Consider the following 19,685-nt stretch of genomic DNA (forward strand, 5'->3'; position numbering starts at 1 on the left):
GTCAGGGCCATAGACGGCCCAAGCGCCAGGCCTCGCCGTCGCGGTCGAACCGCAGTCGGTCATGCAGGCGGAACGGGCGATCGCGCCAGAACTCGACCGAGCGCGGCACGACGCGCCAGCCGGTCCAGTGGGACGGCCGCGGCACCTCCTGACCGTCGAAGCGCGCGGTTTCACGGCCCACGGCCTCTTCCAGCACGGTGCGATCCGACAGGGGGCGGGACTGGTCCGAGGCCCAGGCGCCGATGCGGCTTTCGCGCGCGCGGCTGGCGAAATAGGCGTCGGCCTCGGCCGGCGTGACCGGCTCGACCGCGCCGCACACCCGCACCTGGCGACGCAGGGATTTCCAGTGGAAGGTCAGGGCGGCGGCGGGGCGGGCCGCCAGTTCGACGCCCTTGGCGCTCTCGCTGTTCGAATAGAAGGTGAAGCCCCGCGCATCGACGTCCTTCAGCAGGACGATCCGCGCATCCGGCAGGCCGTCGGCGTCGACGGTCGACAGGGTCATGGCGTTGGGATCGTTCGGCTCGTGCGCGCGCGCATCGGCCAGCCATTCGACGAACAGGCCGATGGGTTCGGGCCGGTCGAAGATGGTCTCGTCGCCATTGGCGGCCAGGGCGGCGGCATAGTCGCGGGCGTATTCCTCACGCGACGGGCTGGGCGGGATCACGGATGCGGTCATGAGAGTGATGTAGTCGGTGCAGGCGCGGCTGGGAATGATCGCGGTCAAAAACGGGCGTGTCGCCGTCAGGGTTAACCGCCCATTGACCCTGATGGGCGAACGGTGACGGCATGAGCGCGCCTGTTCCGATTTCAGATGTGTCCGGCGTCCGCGAGGCCCTGTCGATCCTCGGGCTGGACGGCGATGTCGATGCATCGACGCTGAAGGCCGCCTTCCGCACGGCGGTGAAGGCGGCGCGGCCGGATCAGGCCGGCGGGGACGCCGAGCGGTTCCGGCGCGTGATCGCGGCCTATCGGCTGATCCAGGCGCACCAGCCCCCTCGCCCCGCCCTGTCGGCGCCAACCGCACGACCGGCGCCGACGCCGGTTCTGGTCCTGTCGCCGATGCAGGCCCTGGCCGGGGGTCAGGTCGAGGTGCGGCTGGGCGCCCGCACGGTGCGGGTCACGGCGCCCAAGGGCCTGCGCAGCGGCGATCATCTGCGGTTGAGGCGCGGGGCGGCGGACGGGAGCGATCTCTATCTATCGGTGCTGATCCGGCCCGAGGACGGGCTGTCGGTCGTCGGCGACGACCTGTTCATGACCTGGGCCGTCGAGCGTCGCCTGATGGCCGACGGCGGGCGGGTGGAGATCGAGACCCCTGTCGGCACGCGCTCGGCCTGGATCACCGCCGACATGGCCGCGCCGGTGCGGGTGCGGTTGAAGGACCTGGGCCTGCCCGCGCGCGGATCACGGCCGGCGGGCCATCTGTTCGTGACGCTGGAGCCGTCGTCCGATGTTCCCTCGGCGGCCGAGGACCTGCTGGTGCGGTTCACGCGGGTCTGGACGCAGGAGCGTCTGGCGGCCTAAGTCGGGGCCATGTCGCACAACACCTTCGGCCATCTGTTTCGCGTGACCACCTGGGGCGAGAGCCACGGGCCGGCGATCGGCTGCGTCGTGGACGGATGCCCGCCGATGATCCCGCTGACCGAGGCGGATCTTCAGCCGTGGCTGGATCAGCGCAAGCCGGGCGGCAGCCGCTTCGTGACCCAGCGCAAGGAAAGCGACACGGCGCGCATCCTGTCGGGTGTGTTCGACGACGGCGACGGACCGGTGACGACGGGCACGCCCATCTCGATCCTGATCGAGAACGAGGACCAGCGGTCCAAGGACTATGGCGAGATCGCCCGCGCCTATCGGCCGGGGCACGCCGACTATGCCTATCAGGCCAAATACGGGGTGCGGGACCACCGGGGCGGTGGTCGATCCTCGGCGCGCGAGACGGCCAGCCGCGTGGCGGCCGGGGCCGTGGCGCGCAAGGTGCTGGGCGACGGCGTGAAGATCAGGGCCGGCGTGGTGCAGATCGGCCCGCACCGGATCGCACCGGACCAGATCGACTTCGACGCCGTGCACGGCAATCCGCTGTTCGCCGCCTCGGCCGAGGTGGTGGGCGACTGGGAGGCCTATCTGGACGGCATCCGCAAGGCGGGATCGTCGGTCGGGGCGGTCGTCGCGCTGGAGGTCACGGGCGTTCCGGCCGGCTGGGGCGCGCCCCTGTACGGAAAGCTGGACGGCGAGCTGGCCGCCGCCCTGATGTCGATCAATGCGGCCAAGGGGGTCGAGATCGGGGCGGGGTTCGAGGCCGCCGAACTGACCGGAGAACAGAACGCCGACGAGATGCGGCTGGACCTGAACAAGCAGCCGGTCTTCCTGTCGAACAAGGCGGGCGGCGTGCTGGGGGGGATTTCGACGGGCCAGCCGGTGACGGCGCGGGTGGCGTTCAAGCCGACCTCCTCCATCCTGACCCTGCGCCAGACGATTACCCGCGACGGCGAAGAGACGGACCTGCGCACCAAGGGCCGCCACGACCCATGCGTCGCCCTGCGCGCCGTGCCGGTGGTCGAGGCCATGGCCGCCTGCGTGCTGGCCGACGCCTATCTGAGACACCGCGCCCAGATCGGCTGATCAGGGTCTGTGTCGGGCCGGTCGCGGGTTCGTGCGATCGCTGTCGAGCCTGCGCGGCGGCTCGACCGGACGCGCCTCGCACCGCATCAGGGCCATCAGGGCCGACAGGCCTGTCGTCATCACGATCATCGCTCGATTCCTGCAACTGCGAACCGTTTGCAGGTTTGCGCATGTCGAGGGCGCGTGCAAGACAAGGGACCGGTGGCGCCCAACTCAGGAGATCAACCGTGCGTGAAGACGGAAAGCTGGACTACCTCGAACTGCCCGCCGCCGACCTGCCCGCGACCAAGGAATTCTACAGCCAGGCGTTCGGCTGGACCTTCGTGGATTACGGCCCGACCTATGCGGCCTTCGATCAGGGACTGGACGGCGGGTTCGACGCCGATCAGGCCGATCAGACCAAGACCCCCCTGCCCATCCTGTACGCCCATGACCTGGAAACCATGCTGGCCAAGGTCGAGGCAGCCGGCGGCCGGATCGTGAAACCGATCTACAGCTTCCCCGGCGGCCGCCGCTTCCACTTCGCCGATCCGGCCGGCACCGAAATGGCAGTCTGGTCCGAGGGCTGAGCCCTATTTGACGTCGATGGACTGGCCGATGCGTTCGGCCAGATCGCGGTCCGCGCCCTCGACGCTGGCGATCCAGACGTGGATTTCCTTGGGATCCGCAGCGCGCTGGAACAGGTGCTCCATCGCCAGACGGCGGCTGCCTTCGGTGACAACGACCGAGGCGCGGCCGCCGGCGCGGACCGTCTCGCCGTCGTAGATCGGAAACTGCGATGACGGGCCGGCGTAGATCATCAGCAGGGTCTGGTCGCCACGCTGGACGCGATAGATGCTGGCGTTCGCGCCTGCGCGCGCCGGGGTGATCGTGAGGCCAGCGGGTAGCTGGATGCTGAACGGCAGGGCGGCGATGGCGGCGGCGTTCAAGGCCGCCGCCGCGGGCGCGGCGGCCGGCGGAGTTGCGGCAGGCGCGGTCGTTGTGGGTCGAGGCGCGGTCGCCTGAGGCGCCGTGGCGGTCGGGGCTGGCGTTTGCGGGCGTGTCGTCGCCGCCGGGCTTTGGTCAATCGGCGGCAGGGTCTGGGTCGTGCGCGGCGCGGATGACGTGGCGGGCGCCGGGCGCGGCGATGCTGCGGGGGTCTGGCCGATCGGAGGCAGGGCCTGGGTCGCGCCGGCGGTCGGCGCCGGAGTCGGTGTCGGAGCCGCGGTCGATGCGGCCGGAGACGTGGCCAAGCCGGAAGGCGGCGCGCTGTTCAGATCGCGGGTCAGGTTGGAACCGGGACGTTGCGCCGGGGGCGTGGTCGTCTGTCCGGAAATCACGAGGGCGGCGGCAAGGGCGATCATGGGCATGGCCGGACCATCGCGCGGCCGGGGCGCCACCGCAAGCGCGACCTCACGCCTTGGGCAGCGCGACCCAGAAGGTGGCGCCCTCACCCGGCGCGGAGATCACGCCGATCGAGCCGCCCTGCAACTCGACCAACCGCTTGGCCAGGGCCAGGCCGACGCCGTGCCCCTCGACCGTCGAACGCTCAAGGCCCAGGCGGTTGAAGGGCTCGAACAGCTGCGCCTGCTTCTGAAGCGAAAGACCGGGGCCGAAATCGCTGACCTCAATGCGGACGCAGTCATCCTGACGAAGCGCGCGCAGGATGACGCGGCCGCCGGAGCCGCCGTATTTCAGCGCATTGCTGGTCAGATTGGTGATGATCTGGGCCAGACGCTGGGAGTCCGCGACCGCGATCAAGCCATCGCCCTCGCACACCACCTCGACGGCGACGCGGTCGGCGTCGGGCCACAGCAGGCACGTGCGACGCACGTCTTCCAGCAGGCCCGGAATGTCGGTCGGGCGCAGATCGACCCGGACCGCCCCGGATTCAGCGCGCGCCACGTCCAGCAGATCGTGGGCCAGGGTTTCGACCTGCCGCGCGGTCTTCACCAGCATGTCGGACATCTCGGCCTGCTGGGCGGAGACCGGCCCCAGATGGCCCTGCCGCCACAGGTCGCCGATGCCGATGATGCCGGCGACCGGGCTCTTGATCTCATGCGCCACGTTGGCGAGCAGGCGAGACTTGGCCTCCGAGGCCTTTTCCGCGCGTTCGCGACCAACGCGGGCGCGCTCCGCCAGAAGATCGCGTTCTTCCAACAATGAGGCCACCAGCAGGACGGGCATATAGCCGATCAGCACCAGCATCTGGGCCATCAGAACCTGGTGGGTCAGGTCGCCCTGGGCATAGGGGCCATGACCGATCATGGCGCTGCCGACCAGCAGGATGCTCATCACGACCAGGGTGAAGGCCGCGCCGGCGACGCCGAGCCGGACCGCGATGCCGAGCAACAGCGGGAGCAGGACGAACCCCATCGGCACGTCGCCCGTGAAAGCGACATAATAGAAGACGGGCACCAGGCCGATCAGAATGACGGCTTCCAACAGCTTCCTGGGCTTCAGCAGGCGGGCGAACATCGCAGGCGTCAGCGACATGCCCAGCGACCCCAGGACGGCGATGCCCAGGGTGTGGCCGAGCCACCAGGTCTGGAAACCCTGCCAGACGATGTCGCCCTGGCCCATCAGCGACAGGATCAGAACGCTGCATAGGGCGGCGGGGATCGGCGCCAGGACAGCCGCGAAGAACAGGAAGCTGACCGCGCCATTCAGGCTGGACAGATTGAGCGTGGGCGAGAAGCGACGTGCCAGCATAACGGCCGCCACGATCTCGATCATGTTGGCGACGGTGAAGGCCAGGGCCAGCGGCGGCTTGTTGCCGGCGATGATCTCTCCGATCAGGATGCTGACGGTCAGGACGCCGGCGAAGGTGAGGTCGCTGGCGCGGCCACGGCTGGTGCGCAGCCAGACGGCGACGGCGACGCCGCTGGCGCCCCACAGGCCGGCGACCAACCCGGCCGAGCGGCCATACGCCACAGCCACGGCGACCAGGATGGCGACCGCCACGCCCGTCAGCACGGGGACTAGCGGGCTGGAACCGTCCGGACCGTCGGCGCCGCCGGGGCTCGGCCGATGGCCAGCCGCCAGTACGCCCTTCACGGACGCGCTGTGGGGATCATCGACATTGAGCGCGCGGCTCAGGATCATGGACAGGTTCCGACCAATCAGAGGTCGGCATAGGATCAGCCGGTTCCTAATATCCCCTGAAGTCAGGGCCTCAATTTTTCATTGAAGCGCCTGACGGCCTCGGCCGGGCCGTCGGGATGGTTCCAGACCCCGCCGCTAACCGCCACGAAGTCGGCGCCAGCCTGCGCCAACTCGGCGGCGTTGTCGACCGTGATCCCGCCGATTGCCACGCAAGGCGTCTCGACCGTCTCTTGCCACACCGTCAGGATGTCCAGAGGCGGGCGATGCACCGTTTCCTTTGTAGCGGTGGGATAGAAGGCGCCGAAGGCGACGTAGTCGGCGCCGCCCTCTGCGGCATCCCAGGCCAGGTCGCGGTCGTCGTGGCAGGTGACGCCGATCATGGCGTCCGGCCCCATGATACGCCGTGCCTCGGCCAGCGAGCCGTCTTCCTGACCGATGTGAACGCCGTCGCAGCCGGCAGCCCGCGCCAGATCCGGCCGGTCGTTCAGCAGAACCGCGACATCATGACGCCGCGCAATGGGAGCCAGCACCTCGACCGCCGTGCGGATGGCGGCGTCGTCGGCGGGCTTCAGCCGGATCTGCAAGGCCGCGACATCGCCGGCGGCCAGGGCCTGATCGAGGGTCTGCGCAAAGGCGTTCAGGTCGGCGATCGCGGGCGGCGTGATCAGATACAGCCGGCAGGGCGGACGCTCGGGGACGGTGGGTGTTCGGGCCATGCCCGTCATTGCCCGCCCCCGCGACGATCCGTCAACGGCCCACCGCCAGCTGAGCCATGCGAACGACTTGCAATCGCCTTAAGGACTGCTATAGCGAACCATTCTCAGTCAGTGAAACGTGTAGCGCCTCGTGTACGTCTGCAACTGTAACGGTCTTCGCCAGCGTGATGTCGCCCAGGCCATCGAGGCCGGCGCTTGCCGTCCGCGTGACATCTTCGCGCGCAACCAGTGCCAGGCCCAGTGCGCCAAATGCGTCTGCGAGATGCGTCAGATGATTCAGGAAAGCCGCGAAGCGTTCGCACTCGCAGCCGAATAGTTTGCTTCGCCTGCGGGCGGCAGTCACTCGCACTCTCAATGCAGTGATAAAAACTCGCAAATAAACACGGTGCGTTTTACTGTGTTATGGCTGCGCTCGACAGACGGCGACAGCGCCGTGGCGAGACCAAGGACCATGGCCATGAAGGGCGACCCCGCAATCCTGCGCACGCTGAACGCAGTGCTGACCAACGAGCTGACGGCCGTGAATCAGTATTTCCTGCATGCCCGCATGTTCGAAAGCTGGGGCCTCGCGCACCTGGGCAACGTGATCTACGAAGAATCGATCGGCGAGATGAAGCACGCCGACATGCTGATCAAACGCATCCTGTTTCTGGACGGCTTGCCCAATCTGCAGGACCTGCACAAGCTAAAGGTCGGCGAAGATCCGATCGAATGCCTGGGCGCCGATCTGCAACTGGAACTGGACAGCCGCGCCACGACCGCCGCCGCCGTGACCCAGTGCGAGGAAACCCGCGATTACGTCAGCCGCGACCTGCTGATGAAAATCCTGGCCGACACCGAAGAGCACATCGACTTCCTGGAAAACCAGCACAAGCTGATCGAGCTGATGGGCGCGCAGAACTATCTGCAATCGGCGATGAAGGAGATCGTCACCGACGGCGCGGCGACCGGCAACTAAGCTCTGCCTTCCGACGGAACTCCAATCCGCTCCGGCCATTAGCCTGTCAGGGCCAAGCTGGAGCGGACCATGACCGATATCGACGACGCCATCGACGACGTGCGCGACGCCGCCATGGACTTGCTGAACAGCGAGGGCCGCAGCGCCAGCCATGTGGTCGCCGGGATCGCCCTGACCGTCGGCTTCGCTCTGCTGGCGCATGGGATCGCCTCGGGCGCCCTGACGCCCAAGCGCAATTTGAAACAGGTCCGCAAGAAGGACCTGCCGATCACCGAGAAACCGCGGGGCGCCTTCAGCCTGATTCTGCCCGCCGTGTTTTCCGCCACCACCCTTTCGGCGGTACGGGTGTGGAATGCGCCGTCGCGGCCCGAACGCACCCGCGCCATGGGCCTGTGGTTGGCCGCCCAGACGGTGAACGCCGTCTGGCTGGGCCTGCGTCCGTCGTCGATGGCGCGTCAGGTGATCGCCGCCATGTCGTCGGCCGGTCTGGCCGCCGCCTTCGCCCACGAGGCGCGCAAGCTGGACGAAGGAGCCGGCAAGATGGCGGCGCCGCTGGGGTCGGGCGTGCGGTTCGGAAACTTCCTGCATCGCAAGGCCGATGACGCCTCGAGCGGGCGCACCCTGCATTAGGTTGCGTCGCCTTGCCCTTTATCGGGGCTTCCTCTAGGGATCGCGCCGTATTCGCCTCGCCCCGAACGGTGCGAGGGCGCAACTCCATTTCCGATGTGACCCCATGAAGATCAACGGCAACACCATCAAGCCCGGCATGGTCCTGCAGCACAATGGCGGCCTGTGGGTCGTCACCAAGGCCAGCCACGTCAAACCCGGCAAGGGCGGCGCCTTCGCCAACGTCGAGGCCAAGAACCTCGAGACCGGCAACAAGCTGAACGAACGCTTCCGGTCGGAAGACAAGGTCGAGCGCGTGACGCTGGAGCAGAAGGACTTCTCCTATCTGTTCGACAACGGCGACAGCCTGGTCTTCATGGACGACGCCACCTACGAGCAGATCGAACTGCAGAAGGACTGGGTCGGCGAAGAGCGCATCCCCTATCTGCAAGAAGGCATGAAGGTCGTCATCGAGATGCACGAAGAGCGTCCGATTGGCCTGGAGCTGCCCGATCAGGTCGTGCTGGAAGTCGCCGAGACCGAGCCGACCGTGAAGGGCCAGACCGCCTCGTCGTCCTACAAGCCCGCGCTGGCTTCGAACGGCGTGCGCATCATGATCCCGCCCTATATGTCGGCCGGCGAGCGTATCGTCGTCGACACGACCAGCGGCGAATATGTCCGCCGCGCGGACTGACAGACCACCATGCCAAAGCGGCCCCGTTCGGGGCCGTTCCTTTCTGAACTTCTCCGACTGTCCGGCTGCGGCTTTGAAGGACTTTCGGACCAGGAGATTCCTCGATGGCCCTCGCCTCCGCCCTGCTCCAAGTCATGACCGATGCGGTGCGCAAGACCGCCCGCCCGATGCTGCGCGACTTCGGCGAAGTCTCCCAGCTTCAGGTGTCGAGAAAGGGCCCCGGCGATTTCGTCACGGCCGCCGACCTGAAGGCCGAAGACACGCTCTACGAACTGCTGATGAAGGCCCGCCCCGGCTACGGCTTCCTGGGCGAGGAACGCGGCATGATCGAGGGGACGGACAAGTCCCACACCTGGATCGTCGATCCGATCGACGGCACCACCAACTTCATGCACGCCATGCCTCACTTCGCCATCACGGTGGGGCTGGAGCGCCGCGCGCCCGACGGGTCGAGCGAGATCGTCGCCGGCGTGACCTACAACCCCGTCATGAACGAGCTCTTCTGGGCTGAAAAGGGCAAGGGCTGCTATCTGAACGACCAGCGCATCCGCGTCGCCGGCCGTCGCGATCTGTCCGAAAGCCTGATCGCCACCGGCCTGCCCTTCATCGGCAAGTCGGGTCACGCCCAGTCGATCAAGGATCTGCACGCCGTGGGCCAGCGCGTTGCGGGCATCCGTCGCCTGGGTTCGGCCGCCCTGGACTTCGCCTGGGTCGCGGCCGGTCGCTACGACGCCTATTATGAGCGCAATCTGAAGCCCTGGGACGTGGCGGCGGGCATCCTGTTCGTCACCGAGGCCGGCGGCCGGGTCACGACCATCGAGAACGACGGCGACCCCAAGACGGGCAAGTCCATCCTGGCGTCGAACACCGAACTGCATCCGCACCTGCGCAAGGTTCTGCAGGGCTGATCGTCATAGGGGTGACGCGCCCCTGCCCTATCCAAGGCGGATGATCCGTTTCATCCTGTGCGGCCTCGTCCTTCTGACCGGAACGCCAGCCCTGTCACAGTTTGGCGCCCAGCCCCTGATCATCGCCCATCGTGGCGCGTCCGGTGAACGGCCCGAGCACACGCGCGCGGCCTATGAGCGGGCGATCGAACAGGGCGCGGACGTGATCGAGCCGGATCTGGTGCTGACCAGGGACGGCGTCTTCGTCGATCGGCATGAGAACGAGATCGGCGGCACGACGGACGTGGGCGACCGGCCCGAGTTCGCTGGCCGTCGGACGACCAAGACCCTCGACGGGGTCGAGATCACCGGCTGGTTCACCGAAGACTTCACCCTGGCCGAGTTGAAGACGCTGAGGGCCAGGGAGCGGCTGCCCGCATTTCGACGGGACAGCGCCGCCCATGACGGTCAGGAGCCGATACTGACCTTCGACGAGGTCGTCGCCATCGCGCGCGAGGCCTCGACGCGGACCGGGCGGACGATCGCCGTGGCGCCGGAGTTGAAGCACCCGACCTATTTCGCCGCGATCGGTTTGCCAATGGAGGACGGCTTCGTCGCTGAACTGGAGCGGCTGGGTCTGACGGGCGCCGAGGCCCCGATCATCATCCAGTGTTTCGAGGTCGGGCCGCTGGAACGATTGGCGACGCGGATCGATGCGACGCTGGCTCAACTCGTGGCCGCCAAGGGCGGACCGGCGGACCGGGCGGACGTGACCTATGCGCAGATGATCACGCCCGAGGGGCTGAAGGCCATCGCCGCCTACGCCGACTGGGTCGCGCCGGAGATGACCCTGGTTCTGCCGCGCAACGCCGAAGGTCGCACGACCGCGCCGAGCCCCCTGGTCGCCGACGCCCATGCGGCGGGCCTCAAGGTCGTGGTCTGGACCCTGCGGGCCGAGAACGCCTTCCTGCCGGTCGAGCGACGCAGAGGCGACGACCCGGCCGGGCACGGCGACATGGCCAGCTATGCGGCAGCCTTCGCCGAGGCCGGGGTCGATGCGCTGTTCAGCGACTTCCCGGCCCTGGCGCGAACCACGGCGCCCTAGTTGCGGAACTGAAGCTCGGCGAGGCGGGCGTAAAGGCCGCCCTGGGCGACGAGTTGCTCGTGGGTGCCCTCTTCGACCACGCGGCCGTCGTCCATGACGACGATGCGGTCCGCGCGCAGGACGGTGGCGAGGCGGTGGGCGATGACCAGTGTGGTGCGCTCCTCCATCGCCTGATCGAGGGCGACCTGGACCAGGCGTTCGCTTTCGGCGTCCAGCGCGCTGGTGGCCTCGTCGAGCAGCAGGATGGGGGCGTCGCGGACCAGGGCGCGGGCGATGGCGAGGCGCTGGCGCTGGCCGCCCGACAGGCTCTTGCCGCGCTCGCCGAGCGGGGTGTCGAACCCTTCGGGCAGGGCGTCGATGAAGCCGAGCGCCTGGGCCTTTTCGGCGACGGCGCGGGCCTCTTCCAGGGTGGTGTTCTCGCGGCCGAAGCGAATGTTCTCCAAGGCCGAGCCCGAGAACAGCGGCGTTTCCTGCGACACCCAGGCGAAGCGGTCGCGCACGGCGACGGGATCGGCCTGGCGCACATCGACGCCGTCGACCGAGACCATGCCGGTCTGCGGATCATAGAAGCGCAGCAGCAGGCGGAAGACCGTGGACTTGCCGGCGCCGGACGGGCCGACCAGGGCGACCGTCTCGCCGGGGCGCACGGTCAGGCTGAAGCCTTTAAGGGCCGGTAGATCCGGGCGGCCCGGATAGGCGAAACCGACGGCCGACATCGACACCTCGCCGCGCGGGGGCGTCGGCAGGGCCGTGGCGTGGGGCGGCGGGGCGATGCCGGCGACGGCGCGCATCAGCTCCTCGATCCGCTCCATGGCGCCGGCGGCCTTTTGCACGTCGCCCCAGCTTTCGCCGAGCGCGCCCACGGCGCCCGCGGCGAAGACCGATAGAAGGACGAACTGAAGCAGGGCGCCGGGTGTCATGGCGCCCCTCACCACGTCCTGGGCGCCCAGCCACAGCACAAGTGTCACGCCGCCGAACATGACGACGATGATCAGGGCGGTCATCCAGGCGCGCGCCTGCATCCGGGTCAGGGAGGCGTTGAAGGCGTCCTCGACCGCCGCGCCGAAGCGGGTGATGGCGCTCTGTTCGCGGCCGAAGGCCTGGACCGTCTCGATGGCGTCCACGCTTTCACCGGCGAAGCCGACGGCGTTGGCGAAGCGGTCCTGGGACGCCACGGTCAGTTTGCGCACCTTGCGGCCGAAGATGAAGATCGGCCCCAAGAGGAAGGGCACGATCAGCAGGACGAAGCCGGTCAGCTTTGGGCTGACGAAGAACAGCAGGGCCACGCCGCCGATCAGGGTCAGGAAGTTGCGCAGCGCGTAGGAGATCGACGTCGTCATCAACGTCTCGACCAGGGCGATATCCGTGGTCAGGCGCGACAGCACCTCGCCGGTGCGCATATGGGCGTAAAAGGACGGGTCCAGCGTCAGGATGCGGCCGAACAGACCCTTGCGCACATCGGCGATGACGCGCTCGCCCGTGCGGGTGACGAAATAGTAGCGGGCGGCGGTCGCCAGCCCCAGGAACAGGGCGTTGGCGCCCAGCAGCAGGAACCAGATGTTCAGATTGGCGCCGCCCGCCTCGAACCCATGGTCGATGGCGCCGCGCGCCAAGGCGGTCAGGCCCAGCGAGGCGGCGGTGGACAACAGCAGCCAGAAGACCGCCATCAGGGCATGACCCTTGTGGCGCATGGCGAAGGGAATCAGTCGCGCCAGCGGGCGGATGTCGCGCCGCTTGGCGCGCTTGGCGCCCGCTTCGGACATCTGGTCGGCCAGAAGGGCGCCCGCGCTGGGCCGCCCCTCCAGCGACGCCATGCCCGAGGCGCGGTTGGCGGAAGAGGCGGAGGCGGCGGCTTGATCGGTCATTTCGACCGCCTCTTGCCCCGGAACGCCCCCCGGTGTAAACGCCGCCCCTCATTCCCGCCGGCTTTCTGGCGGGTTTCTCATTTCACGCGCACGGACGGTCGGCATCGTCACCGCGCAGAGACCGGACGACGACCATGAAGGCGGATACCCATCCCGACTACCACTTCATCACCGTGGTGATGACCGACGGCAGCACCTACCAGACCCGTTCGACCTACGGGAAGGAAGGCGACAAGCTGGCCCTCGACATCGATCCGTCGACCCACCCGGCCTGGACGGGCGGCAACGCCCAGCTGATGGACCGCGGCGGCCGCGTCTCGCGCTTCAACAACAAGTTCGCCGGCTTCATCAAGAAGTAAGCGCGTCCTGGCTGCGACATCTCGCAGCAATCGGAACACCAAGAGCGTCGGTCGCAAGGCCGGCGCTTTTTGTTTGGTCGGAACACCGATAATGTGGGGGCGTTCGGGTACCAGGGGCGTCGGCCACGCTGGCCGAAGCGATCGAAGAAGCGGAAGACGATGAATAGACGGCAACTGGGTCTGGGCGTCGCGACGGCGGCCATGACCCTTGGCTCGGCGGCGCGCGCGCAGCAGGTCTTCGTGCAGCGCGGACCGGAGGCGACCGCCTTCTACAACAGCTTCAACGACCAGATTTCCCGTCTGCCCGAGACGCAGCAGGCGGATGTGCGCGCCTTCTATGAAATGAACGGCTGGCGGCCGGTGTGGAACGCCGAACGGGTTCGGGCCCTGAATACCGTCGCGGCCGGCGCCAATCGCCATGGTCTGGCGGGCTCTGACTATTTCGACTTCGTGGGACTGGCGGCCGATCCGGCGAGCGCGGACCTGCGGACCACGGCGGCGGCGCTGGCCTATGCCCGCGTCCTGGCCGAAGGCAAGGTGCGGCCCGAGACCGTCGAGGACCTGTGGGAAATGCAGAAGAACCGCGTGGACCTGCCGCGCGGTCTCAGCGACGCCTTGACCCGCAATGTGCTGAGCCAGTGGTATGACGGCCTGGCGCCCACCGACATTGGCTATCAGAACCTGTCAGCCGGCTATGTCCGCTATCGCCGTCTGGCGGCGCAGGGCGGCTGGCCCCGCTTCACCCAGGGCGCGACCATCGAGCCGGGCAATAGCGATCGTCGCATCCCCGCCCTGATCGACCGCCTGACGGCCGAGGGCGACCTGTCGGCCGCAGACGGCGCACGGCTGAAGTCGCAGGGCCTGGTTTACAACGCCGAACTGCAACGTGCGGTGCAGAGCTTCCAGAACCGCCATGGCCTGGGCGCCGACGGGCGGATCGGTGCGGGCACCCAGCGCTCGCTGGGCGCCTCGGCCGAGGACCGTGCGCGCCAGATCGCGCTGAACCTGGAGCGTCGTCGCTGGCTGAAGCGCGAGGTCGCGCCCGAGCGGATCGAGGTCAACACCGCCGCCGCCATCATGGTCTATTGGAAGGACGGCAAGCCGGTTCACTCCAACCGCGTCGTGGTCGGCTCGGCCGAGAACCAGACGCCAAGCCTGGAGAAGCCGTTCGCTTCGGTCGTGGCCAATCCGCCCTGGTATGTGCCGGCCGGCATCGCGCGCCGCGAAATCCTGCCCAAGGGGCCGGGGTATCTGGCCGCCAACGATATGTATGTGAAGGACGGCACGGTCATCCAGCGCGCCGGTCCGCGCTCGGCCTTGGGCTATGTGAAGTTCGAACTGCGCGACAGCTACGCCATCTTCCTGCACGACACGCCGTCGAAGGCCGCCTTCAACCTGTCCACGCGTCAGCGCAGCCACGGCTGCGTGCGGGTGCAGAATGCGGTGGAGTTCGCGCGCCTGCTGCTGTCGCCCGATCCGACCAAGCTGGCCCTGTTCGACACGGCCCAGGACACGCGCGAGACGACGCGCGTGACCACCGGACGCGAGATCTCGGTGCGGCTGCTGTACTGGACCGCCTTCGTGGATGGTCAGGGCCGGGTGGCGTTCCGCGAGGACGTCTATGGCCGCGACGACAAGCTGGCGCAGGCGCTGGGCATCGGCGTCAATCTGCCCAAGCCCATCGACGACGGCCGAGCCGACGCCAACGACGTCGGGCCGTAAAGGGGGCGATCAGCCCCTGAAGGCCGCCTCAAGCATGCCCATCTGGCTGAGCACCGGGTTTTCCGGGGCTTGTTCCTGATCGTCTGAATACATACGGCGATCCAGATACAGGGTGCGGTCGAACAGCTTTTCCGACCGCACGAGGTATTCGATCAGGGCGATCGGCAGTTCGGCGTGGCTCGGCTCCGCGTCGATGCGGCGCTCGTTCAGGCGATAGCGCGGCTCGCAGGCGGTTTCCGGCGACATGTCGTCTTCGCGCACGGCGCGCTGGACCAGAAGCCAGGAGGCGATCTGCATCAGGCGGGTGGTCAGCTTCATGCTCTCGGCCGCATAGGCCAAGGCGGCGGCGCGCGACAGCATCTTGGAATCGCGACGGCCCTCGCCGTCCAGATAGGCGGCGGTTTCCTCGACCAGCTCCATGCCTTCGCGGAAGGTGCGATCGAACAGCTCGGACCGGGCGAAATCGCGAACGGTGCGGCTGCGGTCAGCGGGGGACGGAGCGGAGGTCATTTGAGCATTGATCATCAGAGAAGGTCGGGTCCGTCCTGCAATCGGCGCCTGGCGGGGCCGTTCGCACGAAAGATGCAACGCTCATGCCATGCCAGCGGATCATTCGCGATCACGAACCGAAGTTGAACAGGGCGTCGGCGGCGTTTTTCTTGGAGCGTTTCGTCTCGATCGCGGCGCGCGAGCGCGCGATCTCGGCCTCCAGCGCGGCGATCCGCTCCTGCAAATCCTCGACGGCGTAAACATCCAGGTCTTCGCGTGACAGGGCCCGCAGCGGTTCGCCGCGTTGCGGGCGGGGTTCAAGATCTTCGAACATCGTCGCCTTCCTTTCGCGCTGTCATGGCCAAGACGGTCCACGGTCCCTATCTGAACGCCCGGATACGGACGAATGCAAGGCGAGTGCGATGCGCGTGATCGAAATCGAAGGCGGTTCCGGACCCGCCGAGGCCCTGAAGATCGCCGAACGGCCCGATCCCGTGGCCGGGCCGGGTCAGGTGCTGATCCGGGTTCGGGCGGCGGGTGTGAACCGGCCGGACCTGCTGCAACGCGCCGGCGCCTACCCCCCTCCCCCCGGTGCGTCGGATATTCTGGGGCTTGAGATCGCCGGCGAAGTCGAGGCCATCGGAGAGGGCGTCACGCGCTGGACTGTCGGCGACCGGGTCTGCGCCCTGCTGGGCGGCGGCGGCTATGCGGAGTTGGCTGTGGTCAATGCGCGTCATGTCCTGCCGATCCCCGAGGGTCTGGATTACGTGCAGGCGGCCGTGCTGCCGGAAACCATCTTCACCGTCTTCGCCAATGTGTTCGAGGGCGGCGCGTTGAAGGCCGGCGAGACCTTGCTGATCCATGGTGCGACCAGCGGCATCGGCGTGACGGCCATCCAGATGGCCAAGGCCGCCGGCGCCCGGGTAATCGCCACCTCACGCGGGGCCGACAAGGCCGCAGCCGCCAAGGCGCTGGGCGCGGACATCAGCCTAGACGCCAAGAGCGATGATCTGGAGGCGCAAATCCGCGAGGCGGGCGGCGCGGATGTGGTTCTGGACATGGTGGGGCGCGATTACGCCGCCCTGAACCTGAACAGTCTGAATGCCGGCGGGCGCTGGGTGGTCATCGCCTCCCTGACCGGCCCCAAGGTCGAGATGGATTTGCAGCGGATCATGCTGAAGCGGTTGACCCTGACCGGATCGACGCTGCGCAGCCGCCCGGCGGACGAAAAGGCGCGTCTGACCGCGGCTGTCGAGGCGACCGCCTGGCCGTGGGTCGCATCCGGCAAGGTGAAGCCGCCGGTTCAGGCGGTGTTCGCTTTGGATCAGGCTGCCGATGCGCACGCCGAGTTGGAAGCCGGCGGGCACATCGGCAAGATCGTGCTGAGCGTCTAGTAGCGTCCGCCGCGAACGGGGCGTAGCGACGAGATGCTGTCGTTGAAACCACCGTTCAGGAAACGGACATCGCCTTCGACGATGCGGCAGCGGCCCCGGAACTCGGCGTCGGTGCAGACTTCCCAGCGGCCCTCCACGCGCATCGAGCTGATGCGGTCGTTGAACGGGGTGCGACCAAGGTTGCGGTCCTCGCTGGTGAACTCACGCGAGGCGCCGCGGAAGTTGGCGTTCTCGTAGACGGTGATCGAAGACCGCCCCCAACCGCCGCCATTGCCGCCGCCCCAGCCGGGGCCGCCGTTGCCGGGGCCCCAGCCGCCGCCCGGACGACCGGGCTGGCTGTCTTCATAATCGCCACGGAACCGCCCGCAGACCAGCAGGCCGTTGTCGTTGTTGATCTCCTCGCCGCCGCAGCGGTTCAGCTCGATCGACGTGCCGCGCATCCGGCCGCGGGTATCGCGGCAATCGGCATAGAGACGACCGCGATTCACATAGGCCTCCGAACACGACTGGGTGTAGCCGCCGCGCGGGGCGACGCGTTGCTGTGCATAGTCCTGGCCCGAGGCCATCGCTGCGGCCAGAGCCGCGCCAAGCAGAATGGACATGGTGGTTCTCCTCTCCCGAAGCTGAAAAGCTTCATTACCGCGAAGGTTGCGTCAGGGCGGATGAACCGTTGCTGTATGGGATTATCGGTCAGCGTTTTCTTTTGTGTCGAATAGGCCTATATCGGCATCATACGCGCCCGGTCGAAAGGCCGGGCGCCGTCGTATCCAACGCCAGCCGAAGCCCCTTTCGGCGGCTCAACAACACCGGGACGAACGCCCCATGAGCGACATTCTGATGCCCAAGGCCACTGCGGTCTGGCTGGTCGACAACACCTCTCTCAGCTTCGAGCAGATCGCCGACTTCTGCGGCCTGCACCCGCTGGAAGTCCGCGGCATCGCCGACGGCGACGTGGCGCGCGATATCCGTGGCGTGGATCCCGTCACCGGCGGCCAGCTGACCCGCGAAGAACTGGACAAGGCCCAGGGTGACGAAAACTACCGGATGAAGGCGATCGTCAGCCGCCACGCCGAACTGCTGAAATCGGCCAAGCCGGCTCCGAAATACACGCCCGTGTCGCGCCGCCAAGATCGCCCCGACGCGATCGCCTGGTTCGTGCGCAACCACCCCGAGGTGACGGACGCCCAGATCGCCAAGATGCTGGGCACGACCAAGTCCACCATCGAGAGCGTGCGCAACCGCACCCACTGGAACAGCGCCAACATCAAGCCGGTCGACCCGGTGACGCTGGGCCTGGTCGGCCAGCTGGCGCTGGACGAGATCGTCAAGAAGGCTGCCGACAAGAAGGCCAAGGACGACCTGAAGAACGGCGGCGGCACGATCCAGCCCGTCGAACAGGTCGAGGCCGAGCCCGAGTTCGTGCCGGAAGCCCGCCAACGTCCGGGCGCCGAGCCGACGGCGGAATCGGTGTTCGGCACCAAGGACTGATCCGCCTTCGCACAACGAAAACGGCCCCGGAGAGCGATCTCCGGGGCCGTCGTCGTTTTCAGGAGGTCGGCGCTATGTCGCGCGCGCCTCCAGACTGGTGATTTCTTCCTTCAGCCGAAGCTTCTTCTGCTTCAGCGCCCTGACCTGCAACGGACCCGTGGACGGGCGGGTAAGTTCCTTCTGGATGGTCTCATCCAGGGTGCGATGACGATTACCCAGTTCGCGAATACGAGCCTCGATGGTCATGGCTTGCGCCTCCTTTGGTTAGGGACCAGTAGAGTGAGCGCCCGGTTTGGCGCGCTGTGTAATCACTTTCCAGTGACAGCCCGTCGCCCCGGACCCGAAGGAGGCTGACCCCCAAAATGGACGATGATGTGAACGGAGCCATACCGAACCCGCCCGCGCGAATGGTGGTCGGAATTTCAGGGGCTTCCGGCGCCGTCTATGGCGCCCGGGTGCTGGATGCGCTGAACGATCTGGGCGTCGAAAGCCATCTGGTCGTGACCAAGGCCGCCCTGCTCACATTGTCGCAAGAGACCGATCTGTCGCCCGACGAACTGACGGCCAAGGCGTCGGTGGTTCACAAGCTGGGCGACGTCGGGGCGACGATCGCCTCTGGCTCGTTCCGCACCCTGGGCATGATCGTGGCGCCCTGCTCGATCAAGACGATGAGCGAGATCGCGACGGGCGTGACCTCGACCCTGCTGACGCGGGCGGCGGACGTGACGCTGAAGGAGCGGCGACCGCTGGTGCTGATGGTGCGCGAAACGCCGTTCCACCTGGGCCACCTGCGCACCATGACCGCCTTGGCCGAAATGGGCGCGACCATCGCCCCGCCCCTCCCCGCGCTTTACGCCCGGCCGAGCTCGATCATGGAGATGGTCGATCAGTCGGTGGGGCGGACGCTGGACCTGTTCGGCCTGGATTGGGGCGCGGTGCGGCGCTGGGAAGGCCTGAAGTCATGAGGCTGTGGGACTGGGCGGTCGCCGCCTATAGCGCGCCCGGGGTTGGTGAGGCGTGTCTGGCACTGCAGGACAGCCACGACCAGAACGTGCCCGTGCTGCTGTGGTCCGCCTGGGTCGCGGCGACGGGCCGAAAACCCGACGAAGAGACGATCGAGGCGGCTTGCGACACCGCCCGGGCCTGGGACAGCGTCGTGGTCGCCCCGCTGCGTTCGGTGCGGCGGATACTGAAGGCGCCGGTGCCCGACATCGACGACGGCCCGCGCGAAAGCGTGCGCAACCGCATCAAGGCGCTGGAGCTGGAGGCGGAGCGGCATTTGCTGGACGCGCTGGAGGCGCTGGCGCCCGAACCCGGCGGGCCGGCCCGCCCGATCATAGACGGCCTGGCGGCCACCGCCCGGATGTGGGCGGACGTCACCCCGCGTCCTGCCCTGATCCGGCTCGCAGACGCCCTTCCGACCTGAGATCAGCGTGGCTATAAGCGGCCTGAGACGAGCGGCGTGGAGATGACACGATGAACGACGACACGCCTGCCATCACTGAGGAAATGGCCGAGCTTCAGGCGCGGGTGAACCATCTGCGGCAGGAACACGCCGACCTGGACGCCTCGATAGAAGCCCTGGGTCAGGCCGCCATTCCCGATCAGCTGATGATCGCCCGGCTGAAGCGCAAGAAGCTGGCGCTGAAGGACGAGATCGTGAAGCTGGAAGACCGCATCCTGCCCGATATCATCGCCTGAT

General features: G+C 67.7%; 26 protein-coding genes. 16 read left to right on the forward strand and 10 right to left on the reverse strand.

What is annotated here, in order from left to right; genetic code table 11:
• Position 1: 1 nt before the first annotated feature.
• Entirely contained in the window at positions 2 to 676 is a 675-nt protein-coding gene (pdxH, locus tag Q9R14_RS07735) for a pyridoxamine 5'-phosphate oxidase (protein ID WP_306004133.1), read from the reverse strand.
• 110 nt (positions 677 to 786) lie between these two features.
• On the opposite strand from pdxH, the gene Q9R14_RS07740 reads away from it, so the two are divergent.
• Entirely contained in the window at positions 787 to 1,521 is a 735-nt protein-coding gene (locus Q9R14_RS07740; protein ID WP_306004036.1) for a DnaJ C-terminal domain-containing protein, read from the forward strand.
• 9 nt (positions 1,522 to 1,530) lie between these two features.
• Entirely contained in the window at positions 1,531 to 2,616 is a 1,086-nt protein-coding gene (aroC, locus tag Q9R14_RS07745) for a chorismate synthase (protein ID WP_306004037.1), read from the forward strand.
• Here aroC and Q9R14_RS07750 read toward each other — a convergent pair whose 3' ends face one another.
• Positions 2,617 to 2,745, reverse strand: a complete 129-nt coding sequence (locus Q9R14_RS07750) for a hypothetical protein (protein ID WP_306004038.1) — start codon at positions 2,743 to 2,745, stop codon at positions 2,617 to 2,619.
• 98 nt (positions 2,746 to 2,843) lie between these two features.
• Here Q9R14_RS07750 and Q9R14_RS07755 point away from each other — a divergent pair, with 98 nt between their 5' ends.
• The gene (locus Q9R14_RS07755; RefSeq protein WP_306004039.1) at positions 2,844 to 3,185 is read left to right on the forward strand and encodes a VOC family protein; all 342 of its coding nucleotides are present in this window, start codon (positions 2,844 to 2,846) and stop codon (positions 3,183 to 3,185) included.
• 3 nt (positions 3,186 to 3,188) lie between these two features.
• On the opposite strand, the gene Q9R14_RS07760 is transcribed toward Q9R14_RS07755, so the two are convergent.
• From Q9R14_RS07760 to thiE, 3 genes are all read right to left on the reverse strand, one after another.
• Positions 3,189 to 3,959, reverse strand: a complete 771-nt coding sequence (locus Q9R14_RS07760; RefSeq protein WP_306004040.1) for a hypothetical protein — start codon at positions 3,957 to 3,959, stop codon at positions 3,189 to 3,191.
• Between the two features lie 49 nt (positions 3,960 to 4,008).
• Positions 4,009 to 5,700 (reverse strand): sensor histidine kinase, encoded by a 1,692-nt coding sequence (locus tag Q9R14_RS07765; protein ID WP_306004041.1) that lies wholly within the window; start codon positions 5,698 to 5,700, stop codon positions 4,009 to 4,011.
• A gap of 62 nt (positions 5,701 to 5,762) precedes the next feature.
• Complete coding sequence (gene thiE, locus Q9R14_RS07770; RefSeq protein ID WP_306004042.1) at positions 5,763 to 6,416, reverse strand: thiamine phosphate synthase; 654 nt, start codon at positions 6,414 to 6,416, stop codon at positions 5,763 to 5,765.
• A gap of 130 nt (positions 6,417 to 6,546) precedes the next feature.
• On the opposite strand from thiE, the gene Q9R14_RS07775 reads away from it, so the two are divergent.
• From Q9R14_RS07775 to Q9R14_RS07800, 6 genes are all read left to right on the forward strand, one after another.
• On the forward strand, positions 6,547 to 6,732 hold the full coding sequence (locus Q9R14_RS07775) for a bacterioferritin-associated ferredoxin (RefSeq protein ID WP_017504559.1): 186 nt from the start codon (positions 6,547 to 6,549) through the stop codon (positions 6,730 to 6,732).
• Between the two features lie 141 nt (positions 6,733 to 6,873).
• Positions 6,874 to 7,374 carry a bacterioferritin gene (gene bfr, locus Q9R14_RS07780; protein WP_026108332.1) on the forward strand — a complete coding sequence of 167 codons (501 nt, stop codon included), beginning with the start codon at positions 6,874 to 6,876 and terminating at the stop codon, positions 7,372 to 7,374.
• A 69-nt stretch (positions 7,375 to 7,443) separates the two neighbouring features.
• Positions 7,444 to 8,004, forward strand: a complete 561-nt coding sequence (locus Q9R14_RS07785; protein ID WP_306004043.1) for a tryptophan-rich sensory protein — start codon at positions 7,444 to 7,446, stop codon at positions 8,002 to 8,004.
• Between the two features lie 103 nt (positions 8,005 to 8,107).
• Positions 8,108 to 8,674: an elongation factor P gene (efp, locus tag Q9R14_RS07790; protein WP_017504556.1), complete on the forward strand. Its 567-nt coding sequence runs from the start codon at positions 8,108 to 8,110 to the stop codon at positions 8,672 to 8,674.
• Between the two features lie 104 nt (positions 8,675 to 8,778).
• Positions 8,779 to 9,582, forward strand: a complete 804-nt coding sequence (locus Q9R14_RS07795) for an inositol monophosphatase family protein (protein WP_199060509.1) — start codon at positions 8,779 to 8,781, stop codon at positions 9,580 to 9,582.
• Positions 9,583 to 9,622: 40 nt separating this feature from the next.
• Positions 9,623 to 10,666: a glycerophosphodiester phosphodiesterase gene (locus Q9R14_RS07800; protein WP_306004044.1), complete on the forward strand. Its 1,044-nt coding sequence runs from the start codon at positions 9,623 to 9,625 to the stop codon at positions 10,664 to 10,666.
• Here the strand turns inward: Q9R14_RS07800 and Q9R14_RS07805 are convergent.
• The gene (locus tag Q9R14_RS07805; RefSeq protein ID WP_306004045.1) at positions 10,663 to 12,531 is read right to left on the reverse strand and encodes an ABC transporter transmembrane domain-containing protein; all 1,869 of its coding nucleotides are present in this window, start codon (positions 12,529 to 12,531) and stop codon (positions 10,663 to 10,665) included. The genes Q9R14_RS07800 and Q9R14_RS07805 overlap by 4 nt on opposite strands.
• A gap of 134 nt (positions 12,532 to 12,665) precedes the next feature.
• Here Q9R14_RS07805 and rpmE point away from each other — a divergent pair, with 134 nt between their 5' ends.
• Positions 12,666 to 12,890 (forward strand): 50S ribosomal protein L31, encoded by a 225-nt coding sequence (gene rpmE, locus Q9R14_RS07810; protein ID WP_017506001.1) that lies wholly within the window; start codon positions 12,666 to 12,668, stop codon positions 12,888 to 12,890.
• A 159-nt stretch (positions 12,891 to 13,049) separates the two neighbouring features.
• Entirely contained in the window at positions 13,050 to 14,612 is a 1,563-nt protein-coding gene (locus Q9R14_RS07815; protein ID WP_306004046.1) for a murein L,D-transpeptidase, read from the forward strand.
• Positions 14,613 to 14,621: 9 nt separating this feature from the next.
• On the opposite strand, the gene Q9R14_RS07820 is transcribed toward Q9R14_RS07815, so the two are convergent.
• Together Q9R14_RS07820 and Q9R14_RS07825 are read right to left on the reverse strand one after the other, a co-directional pair.
• Complete coding sequence (locus Q9R14_RS07820; protein WP_039245668.1) at positions 14,622 to 15,122, reverse strand: DUF1465 family protein; 501 nt, start codon at positions 15,120 to 15,122, stop codon at positions 14,622 to 14,624.
• A 109-nt stretch (positions 15,123 to 15,231) separates the two neighbouring features.
• Positions 15,232 to 15,435, reverse strand: coding sequence for a DUF1192 domain-containing protein (locus tag Q9R14_RS07825; protein WP_055754990.1), 204 nt, complete (start codon positions 15,433 to 15,435; stop codon positions 15,232 to 15,234).
• 88 nt (positions 15,436 to 15,523) lie between these two features.
• Here Q9R14_RS07825 and Q9R14_RS07830 point away from each other — a divergent pair, with 88 nt between their 5' ends.
• On the forward strand, positions 15,524 to 16,495 hold the full coding sequence (locus Q9R14_RS07830; RefSeq protein ID WP_306004047.1) for an NAD(P)H-quinone oxidoreductase: 972 nt from the start codon (positions 15,524 to 15,526) through the stop codon (positions 16,493 to 16,495).
• Here the strand turns inward: Q9R14_RS07830 and Q9R14_RS07835 are convergent.
• Positions 16,492 to 17,097, reverse strand: a complete 606-nt coding sequence (locus Q9R14_RS07835; RefSeq protein WP_295239916.1) for a beta/gamma crystallin-related protein — start codon at positions 17,095 to 17,097, stop codon at positions 16,492 to 16,494. The two genes, Q9R14_RS07830 and Q9R14_RS07835, sit on opposite strands and share 4 nt — an antisense overlap.
• 220 nt (positions 17,098 to 17,317) lie before the next feature.
• Here Q9R14_RS07835 and Q9R14_RS07840 point away from each other — a divergent pair, with 220 nt between their 5' ends.
• A complete protein-coding gene (locus Q9R14_RS07840; protein ID WP_039245300.1) occupies positions 17,318 to 17,983 on the forward strand; it encodes a DUF1013 domain-containing protein in 666 nt (221 codons plus the stop codon).
• A gap of 72 nt (positions 17,984 to 18,055) precedes the next feature.
• Here Q9R14_RS07840 and Q9R14_RS07845 read toward each other — a convergent pair whose 3' ends face one another.
• Entirely contained in the window at positions 18,056 to 18,229 is a 174-nt protein-coding gene (locus Q9R14_RS07845) for a YdcH family protein (RefSeq protein ID WP_306004048.1), read from the reverse strand.
• 116 nt (positions 18,230 to 18,345) lie between these two features.
• On the opposite strand from Q9R14_RS07845, the gene Q9R14_RS07850 reads away from it, so the two are divergent.
• The 3 genes from Q9R14_RS07850 to Q9R14_RS07860 are packed head-to-tail and all read left to right on the forward strand — an operon-like array spanning position 18,346 to position 19,684.
• Positions 18,346 to 18,948 carry a UbiX family flavin prenyltransferase gene (locus Q9R14_RS07850; protein ID WP_306004049.1) on the forward strand — a complete coding sequence of 201 codons (603 nt, stop codon included), beginning with the start codon at positions 18,346 to 18,348 and terminating at the stop codon, positions 18,946 to 18,948.
• A complete protein-coding gene (locus Q9R14_RS07855; protein WP_306004050.1) occupies positions 18,945 to 19,409 on the forward strand; it encodes a TIGR02444 family protein in 465 nt (154 codons plus the stop codon). The genes Q9R14_RS07850 and Q9R14_RS07855 overlap by 4 nt, the downstream gene beginning before the upstream one ends.
• A gap of 50 nt (positions 19,410 to 19,459) precedes the next feature.
• On the forward strand, positions 19,460 to 19,684 hold the full coding sequence (locus tag Q9R14_RS07860) for a YdcH family protein (RefSeq protein ID WP_017505991.1): 225 nt from the start codon (positions 19,460 to 19,462) through the stop codon (positions 19,682 to 19,684).
• Position 19,685: the final 1 nt, after the last annotated feature.

This window comes from Brevundimonas sp. C43, from assembly GCF_030732185.1.
In the GTDB taxonomy this organism is placed as follows: Bacteria; Pseudomonadota; Alphaproteobacteria; order Caulobacterales; family Caulobacteraceae; genus Brevundimonas; species Brevundimonas diminuta_C.

Excerpts from the sequence above, each read along its gene's own strand:
- pdxH (WP_306004133.1), bottom strand. The coding sequence starts at position 676 with ATGACCGCATCCGTGATCCCGCCCAGCCCGTCGCGTGAGGAATACGCC.
- Q9R14_RS07740 (WP_306004036.1), top strand. The coding sequence starts at position 787 with ATGAGCGCGCCTGTTCCGATTTCAGATGTGTCCGGCGTCCGCGAGGCC.
- aroC (WP_306004037.1), top strand. The coding sequence starts at position 1,531 with ATGTCGCACAACACCTTCGGCCATCTGTTTCGCGTGACCACCTGGGGC.
- Q9R14_RS07750 (WP_306004038.1), bottom strand. The coding sequence starts at position 2,745 with ATGATCGTGATGACGACAGGCCTGTCGGCCCTGATGGCCCTGATGCGG.
- Q9R14_RS07760 (WP_306004040.1), bottom strand. The coding sequence starts at position 3,959 with ATGATCGCCCTTGCCGCCGCCCTCGTGATTTCCGGACAGACGACCACG.
- Q9R14_RS07765 (WP_306004041.1), bottom strand. The coding sequence starts at position 5,700 with ATGATCCTGAGCCGCGCGCTCAATGTCGATGATCCCCACAGCGCGTCC.
- thiE (WP_306004042.1), bottom strand. The coding sequence starts at position 6,416 with ATGGCCCGAACACCCACCGTCCCCGAGCGTCCGCCCTGCCGGCTGTAT.
- bfr (WP_026108332.1), top strand. The coding sequence starts at position 6,874 with ATGAAGGGCGACCCCGCAATCCTGCGCACGCTGAACGCAGTGCTGACC.
- Q9R14_RS07785 (WP_306004043.1), top strand. The coding sequence starts at position 7,444 with ATGACCGATATCGACGACGCCATCGACGACGTGCGCGACGCCGCCATG.
- efp (WP_017504556.1), top strand. The coding sequence starts at position 8,108 with ATGAAGATCAACGGCAACACCATCAAGCCCGGCATGGTCCTGCAGCAC.
- Q9R14_RS07795 (WP_199060509.1), top strand. The coding sequence starts at position 8,779 with ATGGCCCTCGCCTCCGCCCTGCTCCAAGTCATGACCGATGCGGTGCGC.
- Q9R14_RS07800 (WP_306004044.1), top strand. The coding sequence starts at position 9,623 with ATGATCCGTTTCATCCTGTGCGGCCTCGTCCTTCTGACCGGAACGCCA.
- Q9R14_RS07805 (WP_306004045.1), bottom strand. The coding sequence starts at position 12,531 with ATGACCGATCAAGCCGCCGCCTCCGCCTCTTCCGCCAACCGCGCCTCG.
- rpmE (WP_017506001.1), top strand. The coding sequence starts at position 12,666 with ATGAAGGCGGATACCCATCCCGACTACCACTTCATCACCGTGGTGATG.
- Q9R14_RS07815 (WP_306004046.1), top strand. The coding sequence starts at position 13,050 with ATGAATAGACGGCAACTGGGTCTGGGCGTCGCGACGGCGGCCATGACC.
- Q9R14_RS07820 (WP_039245668.1), bottom strand. The coding sequence starts at position 15,122 with ATGACCTCCGCTCCGTCCCCCGCTGACCGCAGCCGCACCGTTCGCGAT.
- Q9R14_RS07825 (WP_055754990.1), bottom strand. The coding sequence starts at position 15,435 with ATGTTCGAAGATCTTGAACCCCGCCCGCAACGCGGCGAACCGCTGCGG.
- Q9R14_RS07830 (WP_306004047.1), top strand. The coding sequence starts at position 15,524 with ATGCGCGTGATCGAAATCGAAGGCGGTTCCGGACCCGCCGAGGCCCTG.
- Q9R14_RS07835 (WP_295239916.1), bottom strand. The coding sequence starts at position 17,097 with ATGTCCATTCTGCTTGGCGCGGCTCTGGCCGCAGCGATGGCCTCGGGC.
- Q9R14_RS07840 (WP_039245300.1), top strand. The coding sequence starts at position 17,318 with ATGAGCGACATTCTGATGCCCAAGGCCACTGCGGTCTGGCTGGTCGAC.
- Q9R14_RS07845 (WP_306004048.1), bottom strand. The coding sequence starts at position 18,229 with ATGACCATCGAGGCTCGTATTCGCGAACTGGGTAATCGTCATCGCACC.
- Q9R14_RS07850 (WP_306004049.1), top strand. The coding sequence starts at position 18,346 with ATGGACGATGATGTGAACGGAGCCATACCGAACCCGCCCGCGCGAATG.
- Q9R14_RS07855 (WP_306004050.1), top strand. The coding sequence starts at position 18,945 with ATGAGGCTGTGGGACTGGGCGGTCGCCGCCTATAGCGCGCCCGGGGTT.
- Q9R14_RS07860 (WP_017505991.1), top strand. The coding sequence starts at position 19,460 with ATGAACGACGACACGCCTGCCATCACTGAGGAAATGGCCGAGCTTCAG.